This window comes from Tardiphaga sp. 841_E9_N1_2 (assembly GCF_051811065.1).
Taxonomy (GTDB): domain Bacteria; phylum Pseudomonadota; class Alphaproteobacteria; order Rhizobiales; family Xanthobacteraceae; genus Tardiphaga; species Tardiphaga robiniae.
On sequence record NZ_JBPWQC010000001.1, the window covers coordinates 5,174,713 to 5,190,985 of the forward strand.

14 protein-coding genes are annotated in these 16,273 nt (G+C 62.7%); 4 read left to right on the plus strand and 10 right to left on the minus strand.

Annotation, left to right across the window (positions count from 1 at the left end; genetic code table 11):
• Nucleotides 1–23: 23 nt before the first annotated feature.
• Both AB8A50_RS24805 and AB8A50_RS24810 read right to left on the minus strand, forming a co-directional pair.
• The gene (locus AB8A50_RS24805) at nucleotides 24–2,297 is read right to left on the minus strand and encodes a transglycosylase domain-containing protein (RefSeq protein WP_439079223.1); all 2,274 of its coding nucleotides are present in this window, start codon (nucleotides 2,295–2,297) and stop codon (nucleotides 24–26) included.
• Between the two features lie 866 nt (nucleotides 2,298–3,163).
• The gene (locus tag AB8A50_RS24810) at nucleotides 3,164–4,258 is read right to left on the minus strand and encodes a hypothetical protein (protein WP_439079224.1); all 1,095 of its coding nucleotides are present in this window, start codon (nucleotides 4,256–4,258) and stop codon (nucleotides 3,164–3,166) included.
• A gap of 281 nt (nucleotides 4,259–4,539) precedes the next feature.
• On the opposite strand from AB8A50_RS24810, the gene AB8A50_RS24815 reads away from it, so the two are divergent.
• Nucleotides 4,540–4,902 carry a hypothetical protein gene (locus tag AB8A50_RS24815; protein WP_439079225.1) on the plus strand — a complete coding sequence of 121 codons (363 nt, stop codon included), beginning with the start codon at nucleotides 4,540–4,542 and terminating at the stop codon, nucleotides 4,900–4,902.
• Between the two features lie 257 nt (nucleotides 4,903–5,159).
• Here AB8A50_RS24815 and AB8A50_RS24820 read toward each other — a convergent pair whose 3' ends face one another.
• The 5 genes from AB8A50_RS24820 to AB8A50_RS24840 form a co-directional block, all read right to left on the minus strand.
• Complete coding sequence (locus tag AB8A50_RS24820) at nucleotides 5,160–6,413, minus strand: ABC transporter substrate-binding protein (RefSeq protein ID WP_439079226.1); 1,254 nt, start codon at nucleotides 6,411–6,413, stop codon at nucleotides 5,160–5,162.
• Between the two features lie 396 nt (nucleotides 6,414–6,809).
• Complete coding sequence (locus AB8A50_RS24825; protein WP_439079227.1) at nucleotides 6,810–8,657, minus strand: methyl-accepting chemotaxis protein; 1,848 nt, start codon at nucleotides 8,655–8,657, stop codon at nucleotides 6,810–6,812.
• On the minus strand, nucleotides 8,635–8,805 hold the full coding sequence (locus tag AB8A50_RS24830; protein WP_439079228.1) for a hypothetical protein: 171 nt from the start codon (nucleotides 8,803–8,805) through the stop codon (nucleotides 8,635–8,637). The genes AB8A50_RS24825 and AB8A50_RS24830 overlap by 23 nt, the downstream gene beginning before the upstream one ends.
• Nucleotides 8,806–9,127: 322 nt before the next feature.
• A complete protein-coding gene (locus tag AB8A50_RS24835; protein WP_439079229.1) occupies nucleotides 9,128–9,493 on the minus strand; it encodes a DUF1304 domain-containing protein in 366 nt (121 codons plus the stop codon).
• A 230-nt stretch (nucleotides 9,494–9,723) separates the two neighbouring features.
• Nucleotides 9,724–11,478 (minus strand): putative bifunctional diguanylate cyclase/phosphodiesterase, encoded by a 1,755-nt coding sequence (locus AB8A50_RS24840; protein ID WP_439079231.1) that lies wholly within the window; start codon nucleotides 11,476–11,478, stop codon nucleotides 9,724–9,726.
• Nucleotides 11,479–11,685: 207 nt separating this feature from the next.
• Between AB8A50_RS24840 and AB8A50_RS24845 the strand changes: the two genes are divergently transcribed.
• Nucleotides 11,686–12,012 carry a hypothetical protein gene (locus tag AB8A50_RS24845; protein WP_439079233.1) on the plus strand — a complete coding sequence of 109 codons (327 nt, stop codon included), beginning with the start codon at nucleotides 11,686–11,688 and terminating at the stop codon, nucleotides 12,010–12,012.
• 181 nt (nucleotides 12,013–12,193) lie between these two features.
• On the opposite strand, the gene AB8A50_RS24850 is transcribed toward AB8A50_RS24845, so the two are convergent.
• The 3 genes from AB8A50_RS24850 to mtgA all read right to left on the minus strand — a co-directional run bounded on the left by AB8A50_RS24850 (nucleotide 12,194) and on the right by mtgA (nucleotide 14,246).
• Nucleotides 12,194–12,865 (minus strand): hypothetical protein, encoded by a 672-nt coding sequence (locus AB8A50_RS24850; protein WP_439079234.1) that lies wholly within the window; start codon nucleotides 12,863–12,865, stop codon nucleotides 12,194–12,196.
• A gap of 235 nt (nucleotides 12,866–13,100) precedes the next feature.
• Nucleotides 13,101–13,286, minus strand: coding sequence for a 50S ribosomal protein L32 (rpmF, locus tag AB8A50_RS24855; RefSeq protein WP_068732923.1), 186 nt, complete (start codon nucleotides 13,284–13,286; stop codon nucleotides 13,101–13,103).
• A gap of 297 nt (nucleotides 13,287–13,583) precedes the next feature.
• Entirely contained in the window at nucleotides 13,584–14,246 is a 663-nt protein-coding gene (mtgA, locus tag AB8A50_RS24860) for a monofunctional biosynthetic peptidoglycan transglycosylase (RefSeq protein ID WP_439079236.1), read from the minus strand.
• Nucleotides 14,247–14,414: 168 nt separating this feature from the next.
• Here mtgA and AB8A50_RS24865 point away from each other — a divergent pair, with 168 nt between their 5' ends.
• Complete coding sequence (locus AB8A50_RS24865; protein ID WP_089262697.1) at nucleotides 14,415–15,341, plus strand: polyprenyl synthetase family protein; 927 nt, start codon at nucleotides 14,415–14,417, stop codon at nucleotides 15,339–15,341.
• A gap of 13 nt (nucleotides 15,342–15,354) precedes the next feature.
• Complete coding sequence (locus tag AB8A50_RS24870) at nucleotides 15,355–16,053, plus strand: DUF1345 domain-containing protein (RefSeq protein WP_089262695.1); 699 nt, start codon at nucleotides 15,355–15,357, stop codon at nucleotides 16,051–16,053.
• Nucleotides 16,054–16,273 lie beyond the last annotated feature (220 nt).

The window sequence follows — 16,273 nt, forward strand, 5'->3', positions numbered from 1 at the left end:
CGCGTGTCCGGGACGCTCGCTCGCTATCTCCCGAACAACCTCTCCGTCAGCCAGCCATCGAGCCCGCTCGCGGCTTCCGGCCGCACGTTCTGCTGCGGTTGCTGGCGCGCGGCGGGGTAGTTGGTCTGGGTCGGTGCCGGTGGCTGCGGGCGATAGCCGTTATAGACGGGGGCGCTTGGCACGTAGCCGCGTTCCGGTGGGGCTGATGGCGACGGTGCGGGCGATCCGGGCAGCAGGCTCGACAGCGCCTGGCCGATCGGATTGTTGCTGAACGAATTCGACGGCGCCAGGCCAGGCACCGGCTGCGGCTGCAGACCTTGATGCGCCGTCTTCATGAAGCGCGACCAGATCTCCACGGGCAGTCCGCCGCCGGTCGCCTTCTTGGTCGGCGAATTGTCGTCATTGCCGAGCCAGACGCCGGTGACGAGCTGCGAGGTGTAGCCGATGAACCAGGCGTCGCGGAAATCCTGGCTGGTGCCGGTCTTGCCGGCAGCGTACCAGCCCGGCAGTTCGGCCTTCTTGGCGCTGCCGGATAAAATCGTCTGCTGCATCATCGTGTTCATCATCGCCACGGCGCGGCCGTCGATCACCTGGCTCGCGGTCTCCGCCGGCCGCGTATACAGCGTCTTCTTGCCTTCGACGGTGCGGATGCGGTTCACCACATGGGGCGACACGGCGAGGCCGCCATTGGCGAAGGGCGCATAGGCGCCGACCAGTTCGGTCATCGACACTTCCGAGGTGCCGAGCGCGATCGAGGCATTGGCTTCCAGCTTCGAGGCGATGCCCAGCCGATGCGCCGTGCGCACCACGCTGGCCGGGCCGACCTCGATGCCGAGCCGCACGGCCACCGTATTCAGCGACATGGACAGCGCCTGGGTCAGGGTCACCGAGCCGAAATATTCGTGGGTGTAGTTCTCGGGCTTCCAGCCCTTGATATCGATCGGCGCGTCGGTGCGGATCGTCTCCGGCGTCAGCCCCGCCTCGATGGCGGTGAGATAGACGAACGGCTTGAAGCTCGATCCCGGCTGGCGCTTCGCGGTCACGGCGCGATTGAACTGGCTCTCGGAGTAGTTCCGGCCGCCGACCATGGCGCGCACCGAGCCGTCCGGCGTCATCGCCACCAGCGCGCCCTGCGTCACGTTGAATTTCACGCTCTTGGCGGCCAGCTCGTCGATGATCGCGGCTTCGGCGACGCTCTGCAGCTTCGGATCGATGGTGGTCTCGACAATGATGCTCTCGTCGACCTGGCCGACGAGATCGTCCAGCACTTCGCCGATCCAGTCGGCGACATAATTCACCGTGCCGGCGCCGACCGGCTTGACGTTGTATTGCGGCACGCCGGTTGCGCCCTTGGCCTGGGCTGCGGTGATGAATTCGGCGTCCTGCATCGCCGCCAGCACCACCTTGGCGCGCGCCTCGGCGCCTTCCGGATTGCGGTTCGGCGCGAGGCGCGACGGCGACTTCACGAGGCCCGCCAGCATCGCCGCTTCCGCGACGGTGACGTTCTTGGCGGGCTTGCCGAAATATTTCTGCGCCGCTGCCTCCACGCCATAGGCGCCGGAGCCGAAATAGACGCGGTTGAGATAGAGTTCCAGGATCTCGGCCTTGGAATGTTTGCGCTCCAGCCAGAACGCCAGCTCCACTTCCTGCAGCTTGCGCGCCATGGTGCGCTCCTGCGTCAGGAACAGGTTCTTGGCGAGCTGCTGTGTCAGCGTCGAGCCGCCCTGCGACACGCCGCGATGCATCAGGTTGGTCGCCGCGGCGCGCGCGATGCCGATCGGGTCGACGCCGTAATGCGAATAGAACCGCCGGTCCTCGATGGCGATGAACGCCTTCGGCAGATAGGGCGGCAGATCCTTCAGCGACACATTGGCGCCGGCCTGTTCGCCGCGCGTCGCCAGCACCGTGCCGTCCATGCCGACGATCTGGATCGTCGGCGGGCGCTTGGGAATTTCCAGCGACTGGATCGGCGGCAGATGCGCGCCGACATAGATCACGACGCCGACAATGGCGATCGCCGCCCACAGGCCGAGCACCGCGCCCCAGTAAAACAGCCGCTTGAGGCCCTTGCCGAAACCGCCGGAGCTGCGCGCCTTGCTCGATGTCCTGGATTTGCGCGGCTTGTCGCCGCCGCCACTATTGGACTCGCGTTTCGGCGCCTGCTTGGGCGTTTTCTTGGGCCGGTCATCGCCGCCGCCGGGCACGCGATCATCCGCCGTGAGGCGCAGATCCGACAGCGCCGCGCCGATCCCGAAGGTCGGCTCCTTGCGCCCGCTCTTTTTCTTGCCCCACGCCATACGCAAACACCACGCCACCCGAGACCGCGAGCCTAGCCGCCGCGGTTTAAGGGGCGGTTACGCAGAAGTTAACGTAAGGGAAACGCGGTTCCATCTGAGGAGCGCTGCGCGCACGTGGTCGTATACGCGAAGCCCCCCGCAAACACCGTCGTCGTCCCCGCGAAGGCGGGGACCCATAACCTCCGAGTTCGTGCTGTGCGCAGACAGGCATGAAGATCTCGCCCTAACTATCTCTGTACGTGTGTATGGATCCCCGCCCCGCGTGCGCCTTCGGCGCACTAGGCGGGGATGACACCTGAGTGTTGTGTGGCTGCACTGCGCAACACACGCACTGTCCTTCGCACGCTCACACACCGCTTCACCTGTCAAACAGCCACGTCATTCCCTGGAAAAAATCTCACCGCCCACGCGCCGTCCGTATCGCGCCCTCGGCGCAAAGCGGGTGGACCGGTTTTCCCCCTCGCGAATGAGGGGGATGACGCGCCGAAAGGCGCAACTTGGTCGTTCTCGCGTGTCGCTCCGGCTTGCGAAAGCCTTCACGATCCGCGCATCGCCTTTCGGCGCGCCATCGCGGCTTTTCTGTTCGAGGGACCGTGCTTCCGGGTACTGGGCAGGACTAATGAAAGTCCTTCGTTCCGGACAGGCTTTCGCCTGCCTTCACCCGCACCCGTCCAGCCGTTTTCGGCAGAGCCCCGTAGTGGGCCCGGACGGTGACCCCCGACCTCCCGAGTCCGTGCTTGCGAGGCACGTCCGCGGGCGCCGCATCCAAACTCCACTTCGAAAGCGCCCTCGAGAAGCGCCCCTCGTGAGTAGGATGGAGAGGAATATAGTCTGATTTGTATTGAAGTCAACCTTGCTGCTTATCGTTAGAGATTAACTGTCTCCGGATCGTCATCGCCTTTTTCGGTTAGATGGTTCGTCCACTGCAGTGTTGCGTTGTCTTGAACATAAACGCCATTGGCGGATAGGACGCTTTGAGCAAATTGTATTCTTAGCGTCGGGTCGCGACGTGAAGCCATTACCATCGTGAATAATTGTAAGCCGGTAAGCGCGCATACAGATGAACGATTTAATGGACGCAACAATTGATCAGGAAAGCTCGCTTCGATTCGCTCATCAAGAGGAGTCTTACGAAAAGTCCCGATCACCATAATGCCCTTTGTTACGCCATTGAAAGGAACGTCTAGGGGGATATTCAATGTCTCTAACAGTTCGCCATATCTTCTCAGATCTGCATCGCGCCTTCTTTCCTCCGGCGATGCAGCGAGCGTATGATTTACCTCCGCGATCCATCTCTCCGCTTGGCGCAAATTCGTTTCTTTCGCCGATCCCTCGAGACCCTTAGCTTCGATGACTCCAATTTTGTCGTCTAAGCGAACCAGAATATCTGCTCGTGGATGAGGTCCATCTACGGCAATGAAGCCTAACTCCACGAACGCCGCCTTGACGGCGCTTGCAAATAGCTCGCCAGTTTCAGCAAATAGGTCATATAGCCAGCGCTCCTGCGACAATAGTGATTGATGGTGCGCAATCTCATTTTCGATTTTTTCGATCTGAGTTCTTGCGTTGCCTATCTTATTCAGATTGGCCCATGCTTCGGCTGATCGCCATCTATCAATCCAGCTAGGAAGGTCGTGTCGTTGAGATTCTAGGCAGTTAAGTAGGGTGGGCAGTGAGTTGATGTAGTTTCCTTGGCTGGCAGAAGACGGGTCGGCATCGATAGGTGGAACGAGGACAACCCGGCCAGCGCCTTGGGGAATCCAACCTGCAACAATTTGAGCTTCAGAATTCGTTGCTGCTCCTGAAACACGAAGTAGAGGGCGCATTGCCGCATGGCTGATAATGTATGCGTACTTAAGTTGATCTCTGATTGGGTCAAAAAAGACTGCTGCGCTCACCAATGGGACATTTTCAAATTGAAGCTGAGGAGCTGCTATTCCAAGCGTTCTGAGATTCTTCATCAGATTCCTTTAGCCGTAAGTAGTTGACTGGCGCGATCGAGGGCAGGTTGTTGGCTGTCGTTGTGCCCAGCGGTTAAGACGGCTATCTGGTTTATTATCATATCGGTTTTCGGAAAGACCATTCCTTCTGAAACTCGGTGATATCTCTCTCATACGGCGCTGCCGGTCTAATCTCCCGCTTTGTCGCCGCATTCCTTTCACCTCCCCGCCACGTGGCCATCAGACCTTCCGCACACTTCCCCGCTAATGCTTCGCTCCTTCCCAACCGGAAAGGAACGACCATGCGCATTATGACAGCGACGGCCCTCGCGGCCATTCTCTCGCTCGGCACGCCGGGTTTCGTGCTCGCACAGGGAGCGGCGTCCCAGGCCGAAAAAGCGCCGGCCAAATCCGGCGAGCGGACCAGTGCCAAGATCTCCAGCATCCAGGTGGTGGACATCAAGCAATTGCCGGATGCGGTGAAGAAGCAGGTCGAGGAGGTCGTGTCGAAATCCAGCGAGGAGGATCTGAAGGCGCTGCGCGCCTCGATCGATGCCTCTCCGGCCGCCGCCAATGCGCTCAAGGAAAAGGGCATGAGTTCGGCGCAGGTGGTGGCGATCAATATCGCGGACGGCGTGCTGACGATGTTCGCGAAGATGGCATAGGTGCGCGATGGCGCGCTTGCGCCGGAGGCCTCTGCCACACGCACCACACTCTCGTCATGGCCGAGCAGTGCGAAGCGAGCTTCGCTAGATGATCCAGCCATCCAGCTTTGCTGTACGCTAACAAGTAAGATGGATGCCCGGGTCAAGCCCGGGCATGACGTGGTGAGAGTGTTGAGCGCGTCAGCGAAGGTTGAAGCCACGCACAAATGCCAAAGCCACGCGCAGGGATACCCGCGCGTGGCTTTGTCGTGTGCAGCCTAACCCGCCGAGTCATCCTCGATGATCGGGCCGAACAGTTCCCAGCGCTCGCCGTTGAAGCGCTGCATCTGCAGCTGCTTGTTGACGCGGTAGTCGGTGGGCGAGGTGGAGAGGCTCATGCCCGGCAGGCCGAGGTCGGTCTTGAAGCCCGAAATGCTGCTGGCCTGCTTCATCACATTGGCGCGGGTGAGGTCGTCGCCGCAGCGCTTCAGCACTTCCACCATGAGCTGGGCATTGCCGTAGCCATAGGTGTTGAAGTTCGAGTTCTTGTCGCCGTCGGGATAATATTTGTCCATGAAGGCCATGTAGCGCTTCATGCCCTCATCGTCCTTCCACTGCGGGTCCAGCGGGTCCTTGCCATAATTGGTCGAGATGAGACCCTTGGAATTGTCGAGCCCCGCAGGCACCAGCACGGCGCCGACCGAGGTCGCATTGATGTCGACGATGTGGATCGGCTTCCAGCCCAAATCAGCCACCTTCTTGATCGCCTGCGCGGCGAATTTCGGCGTCGAGGCGTTGAACAAGAGGTCGGCGCCGGAAGACTTCAGCTTGACGATCTGCGAGTCGATGGTCGGGTCGGCGAGTTCATAGGACGCCTCCGAGACGATCATCGACGCGGCCTTGTCGCCGAGCCCGGCCTTCATGCCGGTGAGATAGTCGCGGCCGAGATCGTCGTTCTGCCACAGGATGGCGATCTTGGCGGTCGGATGGTTCTTCAGGATGTATTTGGCGTAGATCCGGCCTTCGGTCTGGTAGTTGGGATTGTAGCCCATGGTCCAGGGGAAGTTCTTCGGATCGGTGAAGCGCGTGGCGCCGGTGGCGGCGAACAGTTGCGGCACCTGCTTCTGGTTCAGATATTTCTGCACGCCCGCATTGGACGGCGTGCCGATGATCTGGAAGGTCAGCAGCACCTCGTCGGATTCTACCAGCTTGCGCACCTGCTCCACGGCCTTGGGCGGCGAATAGGCGTCGTCATACTGGATCAGGTTGATCTTGCGGCCGTTGACGCCGCCCTGGTCGTTGACCATCTTGAAATAAGCGAGCTGCGTCTTGGCGATCGACGAATAGGCCGAAGCGGGACCCGAGAACGGCACGGTCTGGCCGATCTTGATCTCCGTATCGGTGGCGCCGGGATCGTATTTCTTCTGCGCGGATGCCGGATTGATCGCGGCGGATGTGGCCGTGAGCGCAATCGCCGCCATCCCGACAAATTTAGCCGTCGTGGCGAAGCGATGAAGAAGCGTAGTTCTCATGTCGTTGCCTCCCTGATGATATGTCACTCGACAGTCGTTCCCGTGTGGGCGCCGTCGTTACCGGGGAGTGTGAGGCAAGGATTTCGCGTTGGCAAGGCGAGGAGATGGGCACTTTCCTTAACCTCTCCCCGCTCCCGGCGAAGCGAAGCTTCGCTAGGTGGGGAGAGGTCGCCGCGCCTTCGCGGCGGGTGAGGGGCCATGCACACGGGTTGACCCTAACTCCGTCGGTGCGGGTCAGTGAGCCGCTGCGCAGTTTGTGCGATCCGAGGGCGAACGTTTGTCGCGGCTGCGTGCCATGGCCCTCATCCCACCCTTCTCCCCGCAAGCGGGGAGAAGGAGCCGCGCGGCGTTTGTGGGGGAGCTATGTCGCTTTGCTGAAGCCTGCGCAGCCCACCCTCACGCGCTCCGGACCGACTCCAGGAAGCTCGCCACATCCGCTTTCAGCCGGGCGCTGTCGCCGGACAGCGAGCGGGCGGCAGAGAACACATGGGACGAGGCCAGGCCCGTGTCGCTGGCGCCGCGTTTGACGTCGGCGATATTGGCGCTGACATCGGAGGTGCCTTGCGCGGCGCGCTGTACATTGCGGGCGATCTCCGACGTGGCGGCACCCTGTTGCTCCACGGCTGCGGCGATCGTCGAGGCGATCTCGGACATCCGGCCGATGGTGCTTCCGATGCCCTTGATTGCGGCTACCGAATTCTTCGTCGCCTGCTGAATGCCTGACACCTGCTGGCCGATCTCGCCGGTGGCGCTCGCGGTCTGTTCGGCCAGCGCCTTGACCTCGGCGGCGACCACCGAGAAGCCGCGGCCGGCGGTGCCGGCGCGCGCCGCCTCGATGGTGGCGTTGAGCGCCAGCAGGTTGGTCTGCCGCGCAATGGCGCTGATGAGCTGGACCACCTCGCCGATCTTGTCGGCCGCGCTCAGCAAGTCGCCGATCTGGCGGTTGGTCGTCTCGGCCTGTGCGACAGCCTCGCCGGCAATCTGCGCCGAGGCCTGCACCTGACGGCCGATCTCGTTGACCGATGACGACATCTGCTCGGTGGCGGAGGCCACCGACTGCACATTGGCGGAGGCTTCATCGGACGCTGCCGCGACCATCTCGGTCAGTTCCTGAGATCGCGTGGCCGTCGAGGTCAGCGTGCCCGCCGCGGTCTCCAGCTCGGCCGAGGCCGACGACACCGTCTCGACGATGCGGCCGACGGCGCTTTCGAAGTCGCCGGCGAGCCGGTTCATGTCGGCCTTGCGTGCTTCGGCGGCGCGGTGCTCCTCGCGAAGCTTGGCGTCGAGTTCATCCGCCGCCTTCTGCTGCGCGCGCAGCTTGAAGGCTTCCACTGCCTGCGCCATGTCGCCGATCTCGTCGGCGCGGCCGAGGCCGGGCAGGACCACGGCGAAATCGCCGGATGCCAGCGTCTGCATCGCCTGCGTCATATCGGCGATCGCGCGCGCGATACGCTGGCCGAAATACACCGCGGCGAGGCCGATCAGGATCGTCGCCAGCGCGATGGTCCAGGTCAGTATCTGGCGCGTTTGCGCGGCGCGCACTTCGGCGGCGTTGTATTCGGCCTGCGCCGCGGCCACGAGGCCATCCAGCGCCGGCCGGTTGCGCTGAAACACCATCGCGAAGTCGGCGACTTCGTCATTCAGCGTGGTCTGCGTCACCGAATAAGCGAGGAAACTCTCGCCATAGGCCTTCATCAGCGCGGCGAGCTCATCGCGCGCCGCGTCGGGCAGCGCGGCGGCCTTCAGCGCGTCGGCAAATTCGTCGCGCCTCTTGTCGAACTGGTCGCCATATTTCTCCTCGCCGCGCAGCATGAAGTCTTTCTCATGCCGCCGCATCATCAGCATCAGATTGGCCAGGCGGATCTGGTCGAACTGCGCCAGCCGCGTTTCGGCGTCGTGAACCGCAGCACGCAGCCGGCCCTGTAGGCCCAGCGTCTCGTTGAGCCCCAGCGATTTCTGGATCGAGGCGATGTTGTTGAAGCGGGTCTGATAGACATTGAGGCCCGCGCGCAGCGCCGAGCCCTGTTTCAGCGCATCGCCCTCGGGGCGCTTGTCGACGATGGCGTCGATATCAGACAGATTCGCCAGCGCTGTGGTGATGATCTCGCCATGGACAGCGATCAGCTTCTCATCATGCTTGCGCAGAAATTCATTGGCGACCTGTCCGGCTTCTAGATAGTTCGCCGACAGGCCCACGACATGCTGGCGCAGCTTGACGGCCTCATCCGATTGGCGCCTGTGCATCCGCTTCATATGCGAGGCCGATGAGGCAGATCGTGCCGGTGAGCACGACAGCCATGATGCCGATCAATGCGATCTGGATGCGCAGGCCGAATCTGACGCGCGAAAAATAGCGTCTGATTGCGGGAGTGCGCAGAGAGAACTTGAACAAGAACTGATCCTCGTTGATGCCGTGACCGCGTTGCGCGGTGCACCTAACGACGATCTAGATAGCTCAGCTCTGCATCCCTTTTACAAAACGCGCGCAAGATGGTTACGAGAGTCGCGCCGACTCTGACACTCGCACGTCACAATGAATGCAGTATGCGCAGCGCAACGCGCGTACGAGATGTCGGCGCGATGACGCGGCAGTGATGGCGATGTTTTTATGAAAAGATGTCGCCGAATTTGGTTGGCTTAGTCAGCAAAAGAATCGCGAGGCGTAACTCTCATTGTCGTCCCGGCTTTCACCGGGACGACAATGAATGGGTGAGTTACGTCGCCAGCCACAACACGATCAGCGCCAGCGCCGCCGGTGCAGCCTGCACATAGAGAATGCGCTTGCTCACCGTCGCTGCGCCGTAAGCACCGGCGACGATCACACAGAGCAGAAAGAACGCCTTGATCTGGAATGCGAAGGCGGGCGCTGAATGCAGCAGGCCCCAGATCAGGCCGGCGGCGAGGAAGCCGTTATAGAGGCCCTGATTGGCCGCGAGCACCGCGGTGATCTCGGCCTTCTCGGGCGTGTTCCTGAAGGTCTTCAGGCCCTGCGGCTTCTGCCAGAGAAACATTTCCAGCACGAGAAAATAGATATGCAGCGCCACGACCAGCGCGGTCAGAAGATTGCCGATGAAATTCATGAGAGTCCCCCGTTAGTATCCCCAGCGTCATTCCCGGCAAACCAATTGGTTTGCCTGAGGGCGCGAACGCCTCTTGGCGGTCGCAAACCCGAATCTGGATGTGTTCATACCATAACAAGATTCCCCGCCACTCCCATTGGAGTGGCTGAGGTTCGCATTCTCAACTTCGCTGAGAAAGCGCCCCGGAATGACGAAGGTAGATAGCCCGGAATGACAGTGTGGGACCGAAACTATCCCACCGCCGGCTTCGGCAGCGATGCCGGGTCCAGCCACGGACGCGCGGATGACGCCAAGCCGGTGAGGCGACCCTGAATGTAGTCACAGCCCCAGTCGCGCAGCATCAGGCCGGACTCCTCATCCTGCACCCATTCGGCGACGGTCTTGATGCCGAGCCGGTGGCAGAGATCGATCAGGGTCTGCACGAAAGCGCGGTCGTCGGCGGAATGCGCGATGTTCTGCACGAAGGCGCCGTCGATCTTGACGATGTCCACGCCGAGCTTGCGCAGGTTGCGGAACGAGGTGTAGCCGGCGCCGAAATCGTCGATGGCGATGCGGCTGCCGAAATTCTTCAGCCGCGTGACGAAGCCGCGGACGTCGTCGAGGTCCTGGATGGCCACGGTCTCGGTGATCTCGACGATCAGCCGCTGCGCGACGCCGGGATGCGCCGCCATCATCGACTCGATGGAGGTCCACCAGTCCGGATCCATTGTCGTATCCGGCGAGATGTTCAGCGAGAGCTGCACATCCGGCGCGGCGGCGAGCTCGGCGACGACCAGTTCGAGCACGCGGTGATCCACCAGCCGGATCAGCCCCAATTTCTCGGCCACCGGCACGATATCCGGCGCCAGCAGCAACTGCCCGTCATCCTGCTTCATGCGCACCAGCGCTTCATAGAAAGCGGGGGTGCGGCTGTCGGCATGCATCACCGGTTCGAAGGCCGTGACGATGCGGCGCTCGTTCAGCGCAGTCACGATCTCGTCAGTGACGCGGATATTGACGCGGCGCTGCGCGTCGCGCTCCACATTCGGCCGCCACAGGGCAAAGCTGCCGTGGCGGCGGCGCTTGGCGCCGTTCAGGGTTTCCTGCGCGCGGTTGACGGCTTCGTTGACGTTCTGCGCATAGCGGGGAACGCTGACGGCGCCGATGGTGGCGGTCACCGAGACCGGGCCGGACTGGGTCGGGATGACGTCGTCGCGGATGCCGACCAGAAAGCGCTCGGCGGCGATCGTGGCATCGTCAACAGTGCAGTTCTTCAGGATCAGGCCGAACTTGTTGCCGGAGAAGCGGCCCATCACGTCGCCGCCGCGCAGCCGCGCACGAATCCGGCTGGCGATCTCGACGATCACTTCATCCGCGATATCGAAGCCGAAGGCGTCGTTGATCCGGGCCAGATGATCGATGCCGATCAGCATGAAGGCAAAGGACGAGCGGAAGCGCGTCGCTTCCTCGATGGCTTCGGCGAGGGACGCCAGAAGATGCGCACGATTGAGTTCGCCGGTGACGGGATCGTGCTGCGCCAGTTTCAGCAATTGTTCGTCGCGGGCATGGCGTTCGTTGTCGATGCGGACGACGCCTTCGACGCGTATTGCCTTGCCCGCGGCATCGGCACGGCAATTGCCGCTCTCCTCGATCCACAGCACGGCGGCCGTGGTCGAGGCGCGTAGTCCGTATTCGATCCGGTAGGTGCCACCGCCGGAAGCGAGTGCCTTGGCCAGTGCCTCGGTGCGAATGCCGCGCTGCGGCTCAATGAGAGTCGCCAGCTCGGCGCCGCTGGCGATGATCGCGGGGGAAATGTCGGTGAAGATGGCGGCGGCCTGGTCGGTCCAGGTGATCCGGTCGCTGGCGATATCCCAGATGAAGGCGGCCTGGCCGAGTGCGGCCAGAATCTCTGCTGCCTGCGGCTCGGAAGCGCGACCTGCCTGCAAGGAAGAATCGGCGCTCTGGGAAACAGCGGATGTCAAAGTCGCCTCGTTTTGGGACGTCATCGGGTGATTCGCCCCCCGACAATACGGCTCAGATCGCTACAATCGTTAGTCAAAGTTCCTAAAGACTTAAGAAAGTGTAGCCGGGCAGGCCTTCGCAAACCTGATGAGGCCCCGATCTGAGTTGTGGAGAGCCGCGGCACGACCCTTGCGACGCAGATGGTGGAGGGGCAACCCTCGTCCCGTATTGAGACGCGAGCACCGTTAACGATGTCGATTTTCGCGACCCGCGCTTACGCCACGACGCCGCACCCGATGCGGCGCGTCGGCGATTTCGTGGTCGAAAAAGAGTCGGTCATCGTGGAGGCCGTCGCGCTAACGCGGCTTGAGCCGGTGCAGCATACCGCCCCGGTGTCGTCGCGCGTGGCACGGCCCGACGCATCTTTCATTGCGCATCTGATCGCGACGGCCGAACAGGCACCGCAAACGCGGGTGCTGCGCCGCGCGGATGTGGCGGATGTGGAGGCGGCTTACCGGTCGGTGGCAAATATGTATGTTGCGGGATCGGCGATCAACCGCACGCAGCGTATGGCCTGACTCGGCACTCTCCGCTGTCGTCCTCGCCTAGCACGCCGAAGGCGTGCGCGGGGCGGGACCCATAAACACCGAAAAATTAATAGAAGACGCTGTGGATGTGGCTCTGCCCCTGTTTCAGTTTTGAAATCGGAGGCTATGGGTCCCCGCATTCGCGGGGACGACGGGCTGAAAGCTCCGTCGCTTACGTCTTCGGCTTGTCGTCAGGCGACGCGACGCCACCGGGCTGCAAATCCGGTGACGTGATTTGCGGCGACGTATGCGCCACGACTTCCGGCGGGACCGGGGTCGATTCAAGTTTCGGCTCGATCCGTTCGAGCTTCTCGACCTTCGGCTCCGGACGATCGGTCAACACGGCTTCGGCGACGGACGTCGCGGCCGGAACGGGGGCGGGCGGATGCGTCGGAGCGACCGGCGCTGGCGCGGGCTCATAACGCGGTGCCGGCTCCGGTGCATAGACCGGCGCGGCGACGCGGCGCGGACGCCGGGCGCGCAGCGAGATGCCGGCGAGGAAATCCACCATCGCCGTCAGGGTGATCAGGAAGAAGGTCGCATTGCCGAATTTCGGCAGCATCACGAATTCAGTAGCTGCCGCGCCGAACACCAGCAGCGACAGGAAATGATCGGTGAAATATTTCGGCGCCGGGCGCGCGGCGCGCATCACTTCGAGCCACAGCAAGAGAATGCTGAGCGCAACGAGCAGGTCGTTGAGCGTCACCATCCAGATGTCTTTCGACATCAGCGTGATCGGGAAGAGGGGGATCGGGCCCGACAGCGCGAGGTCGGGCATCAGGAAGGCGATGATGTTGCAGATCGCCACTGGAATCAGCAGCAGCGGGAAACCGATCGACGCCATCGAAGGCCTTCTTTGCGAGCGAGAGAACCAGAACGCATGTGGGCGATGCAGGACATCACCGGGACAACGCATTAGCTCCAGAGTTGGAGCGAATTCGGGCGGAAGACCAGTTCAGAATTATAGTCTGAACAGCTTTCTCGGCTTGCCCGCTGGCGCTTCGACCCGCCTGACCCGGACCTTACGTGGACGAGCGAAGGCGGCGCCACCTGACGTGGCGCTGCCCTCCATCCAGTGGTCAGGATTCTTTCTTCACCTTCAGAACCTGACGACCCTTATACATGCCGGTCTTCAGGTCGAGGTGGTGCGGACGGCGCAGTTCGCCGGAGTCCTTGTCCTCGACATAGGTCGGGGTCTTGAGTGCGTCAGCCGAACGACGCATGCCACGCCGCGACGGCGATGTTTTTCTTCTCGGAACGGCCATAGGAAAAGTCCTTGCAGGTTCTTGGCAGATGGTTTCGATCGGCGCCCGGTGACAGGCGGCCAGCACAGAACGCGCGGGCAAAATCGCTGATAAGGCCGGGCTTATAACGGAATGACGACGCGATGGCTAGGGCGGGGCGGTGGGAATTTTAGGGCAAATGGGGCCCCGAACTCGTCGTTCCGGGACAGGACCGGCGGCAAAGCCGGCGGGCATGGGCCCGGAACCTCGAAGTGTTTTGAACATATCGGGATTCCGGGTTCGCGTCCGGCCGGGCCGGCCGCGCCCCGGAATGACAGCCTAGTTCCAGCACCTCTGCAGCTCCGCCGCCTGCGCCCGCGCCATATAGGTTCCTGCCAGACGCCGCACCCCCGGCCCCGGCGTCCGGGCGCTGCGGGTGACCGGATTGGGCAGGATCGCGGCCAGGAGCGCGGCTTCCCGGGCCGACAGGCTCGAGGCCGGCCGATTGAAGGCATATTCGGCGCCGGCCTGGGCGCCAAACTGCCCGGATGGGCCCATTTCGGCGATATTCAGGTAGATTTCCAGGATCCGCTGCTTGGACAGCATCAGATCGACCCACATGGCCAGCGGGATTTCGAGGCCCTTGCGGATCACGCTGCGGCCCGACCACAGGAACAGGTTTTTTGCCACCTGCTGGGTGATGGTGGAACCGCCGCCGGAGACTTCACCGTCCTGAGCGTCCTCGATGGCGTTTTGCAGGGAATCCCAGTCGATGCCGCGATGGCTGCAGAATTTGGCGTCTTCGGACGCGACCACGCTGCGCGGCAGCGCCGGCGACATGGTCTTGAGATCGACCCAGGTCCGCTGCACGGGGGAACCGGTGATCCAGCGCCAGGCCATCAGCGCCGAAATCGGCCGGCCGACGGCATAAAGCGGCGTCAGCAGATAGGGCAGCGCGAGGAGCAGGATCCCGATCAGGATGAGGCGGCGGATAAGGCGCAAGAGGAGCGTTCCTGGTCGGAGCTATGCCGCTGATAAAGCGGGCTTTCCCCGCTCTTTTCAAGCCGGTTAAGCTTGCCGCGACCAATCGCGGCGGGACGCCGCAGGCGCAATTGACGTGGCCTTTGCCATAGAGGATTGTCCGGCCAAATTGTTCTGGAGCTATTCTTAATGTCGACCGGTGCTTCCACCAAAGATTTTGCCTCGCGCCTGGACCAGACCGCGGACGATACCGAAGCCGTACTGACCAAAGTGCTCGCCGATGGCGTGCTGCCCGATGAAATCGCCCGGCCGAAGCGGCTGATGGATGCGATGCGCTACTCCTCGCTCGGTGGCGGCAAGCGGCTGCGCCCGTTTTTGGTGGTGGAGAGCGCGGCGGTATTCGGCGTGCATCGCGAGCAGGCGCTGCTGGTTGGCGCCGCCCTCGAATGCATCCACTGCTATTCGCTGATCCATGACGATCTGCCAGCGATGGACAACAGCGACCTGCGCCGCGGCCGTCCGACCCTGCACAAGGCCACCGACGACGCCACCGCGATCCTCGCCGGCGACGCGCTGCTGACGCTGGCCTTCGACATCGTCACCCGCGATGAAATCCATTCGGATGCGACGGTGCGCCTGCTGCTGACCCGCGCGCTGGCGCGCTGCGCCGGTCTCGGTGGCATGGTCGGTGGCCAGATGCTCGATCTCGCCGGCGAAGGCCGCTTCGGCGACAAGGGGCCGGTTGACGTTGCACGTGTGCAGCAGATGAAGACCGGTGCGCTGCTGCGTTACGGCGTCATCGCCGGTGCGCTGCTCGGCCAGGCCACGCAGAAGGAATACAAGGCGCTCGACGATTACGGCCGCGCGCTCGGCGAAGCCTTCCAGATCGCCGATGATTTGCTCGACGTCGAAGGCGATGCCGCGGCGCTCGGCAAGCCCGCCGGTGCCGATGCCGCGCTCAACAAGACCACCTTCGTGACGCAGCTTGGCGTCGAGGGCGCCAAGAAGCGTGTCGCCGATCTGATCGCCACCGCCGACGCATCGCTGTCGATCTTCGGCGCCAAGGGCGACGTGCTGCGCGCCGCCGCCCGCTTCGTGGCCGAGCGCAAGAACTAAGGAAGACCTGATCATGTCGGAGACGGGCAAGGATCTCGATGAGCTCCTTGTCCGTTTTCGCAAGATGCCGGCGCCGCTCCGTGTCGTCTATGGGCGACCGCGCACGTTTCTGGCGCTTCTGATCGGCATCGTCGCGTTCTTCGTGCTGCCATCCTCGCTGCGGCTGGTGACGCGCCTGCTTATCGGCTGGGACGTGTTCATCGCGTTCTATCTCATGCTGGTCTACGGCATGATGTTGTCAAGCGGCGGTCAGAAACACATCCGCCGCAACGCTGCCCTGCAGGACGATGGGAGTTTCATCATCCTGCTGGTGGCAGCCCTGGGCGCCTTCGCCAGCATCGCGGCCATCGTGTTCGAACTTGGCGAGGGCCATCGCACGGGCTGGGAATTGACGCTGGCGATCGTCACCATCGCCTCGTCCTGGGCCGCGGTGCATACGACTTTCTCGCTACACTATGCCCATCAGTTCTATCGCGGGGCCAAACCCGGCGGCCTGGCATTTCCGTCTGGCGATGACGACACGAAGGAGCAGCCCGATTATTGGGACTTCGTGTATTTCTCCTTCGTCATCGGCATGACCGCGCAGGTCTCCGACGTCGGCATCACCGTGAAATCCATCCGCCGCACTGCCACGGCCCACGGCATCGTCTCCTTCATCTTCAACACCGCGCTGGTGGCGCTGATGGTCAATATCGCGGCAAGCGCGATCTAGTTCTTTCCCCTCGCCCCCGAATGTAGCGAAGCGAAGTTCGGCGGGAGAGGGTGGATCGAACACGCGAAGCGTGTTCGAGACGGGAGAGGGGGCGCCACAAAGAGCCCTCTCCCGCCTTCGCTCCGCTCAGGCACCCTCTCCCGCGGCGCGCAGCTCCGCTGCGCTGGGGGAGAGGGGAAGAAACAGCGCCCCACATTGACCTCACTTCTCATCCGGGCAA

Coding starts and splice junctions, on each gene's coding strand:
- AB8A50_RS24840 (WP_439079231.1), bottom strand. CDS start 11,478: ATGACGTCCCAAAACGAGGCGACTTTGACATCCGCTGTTTCCCAGAGC.
- AB8A50_RS24835 (WP_439079229.1), bottom strand. CDS start 9,493: ATGAATTTCATCGGCAATCTTCTGACCGCGCTGGTCGTGGCGCTGCAT.
- AB8A50_RS24825 (WP_439079227.1), bottom strand. CDS start 8,657: ATGCACAGGCGCCAATCGGATGAGGCCGTCAAGCTGCGCCAGCATGTC.
- AB8A50_RS24850 (WP_439079234.1), bottom strand. CDS start 12,865: ATGGCGTCGATCGGTTTCCCGCTGCTGCTGATTCCAGTGGCGATCTGC.
- AB8A50_RS24815 (WP_439079225.1), top strand. CDS start 4,540: ATGCGCATTATGACAGCGACGGCCCTCGCGGCCATTCTCTCGCTCGGC.
- AB8A50_RS24845 (WP_439079233.1), top strand. CDS start 11,686: ATGTCGATTTTCGCGACCCGCGCTTACGCCACGACGCCGCACCCGATG.
- AB8A50_RS24870 (WP_089262695.1), top strand. CDS start 15,355: ATGTCGGAGACGGGCAAGGATCTCGATGAGCTCCTTGTCCGTTTTCGC.
- AB8A50_RS24820 (WP_439079226.1), bottom strand. CDS start 6,413: ATGAGAACTACGCTTCTTCATCGCTTCGCCACGACGGCTAAATTTGTC.
- AB8A50_RS24805 (WP_439079223.1), bottom strand. CDS start 2,297: ATGGCGTGGGGCAAGAAAAAGAGCGGGCGCAAGGAGCCGACCTTCGGG.
- rpmF (WP_068732923.1), bottom strand. CDS start 13,286: ATGGCCGTTCCGAGAAGAAAAACATCGCCGTCGCGGCGTGGCATGCGT.
- AB8A50_RS24810 (WP_439079224.1), bottom strand. CDS start 4,258: ATGAAGAATCTCAGAACGCTTGGAATAGCAGCTCCTCAGCTTCAATTT.
- AB8A50_RS24865 (WP_089262697.1), top strand. CDS start 14,415: ATGTCGACCGGTGCTTCCACCAAAGATTTTGCCTCGCGCCTGGACCAG.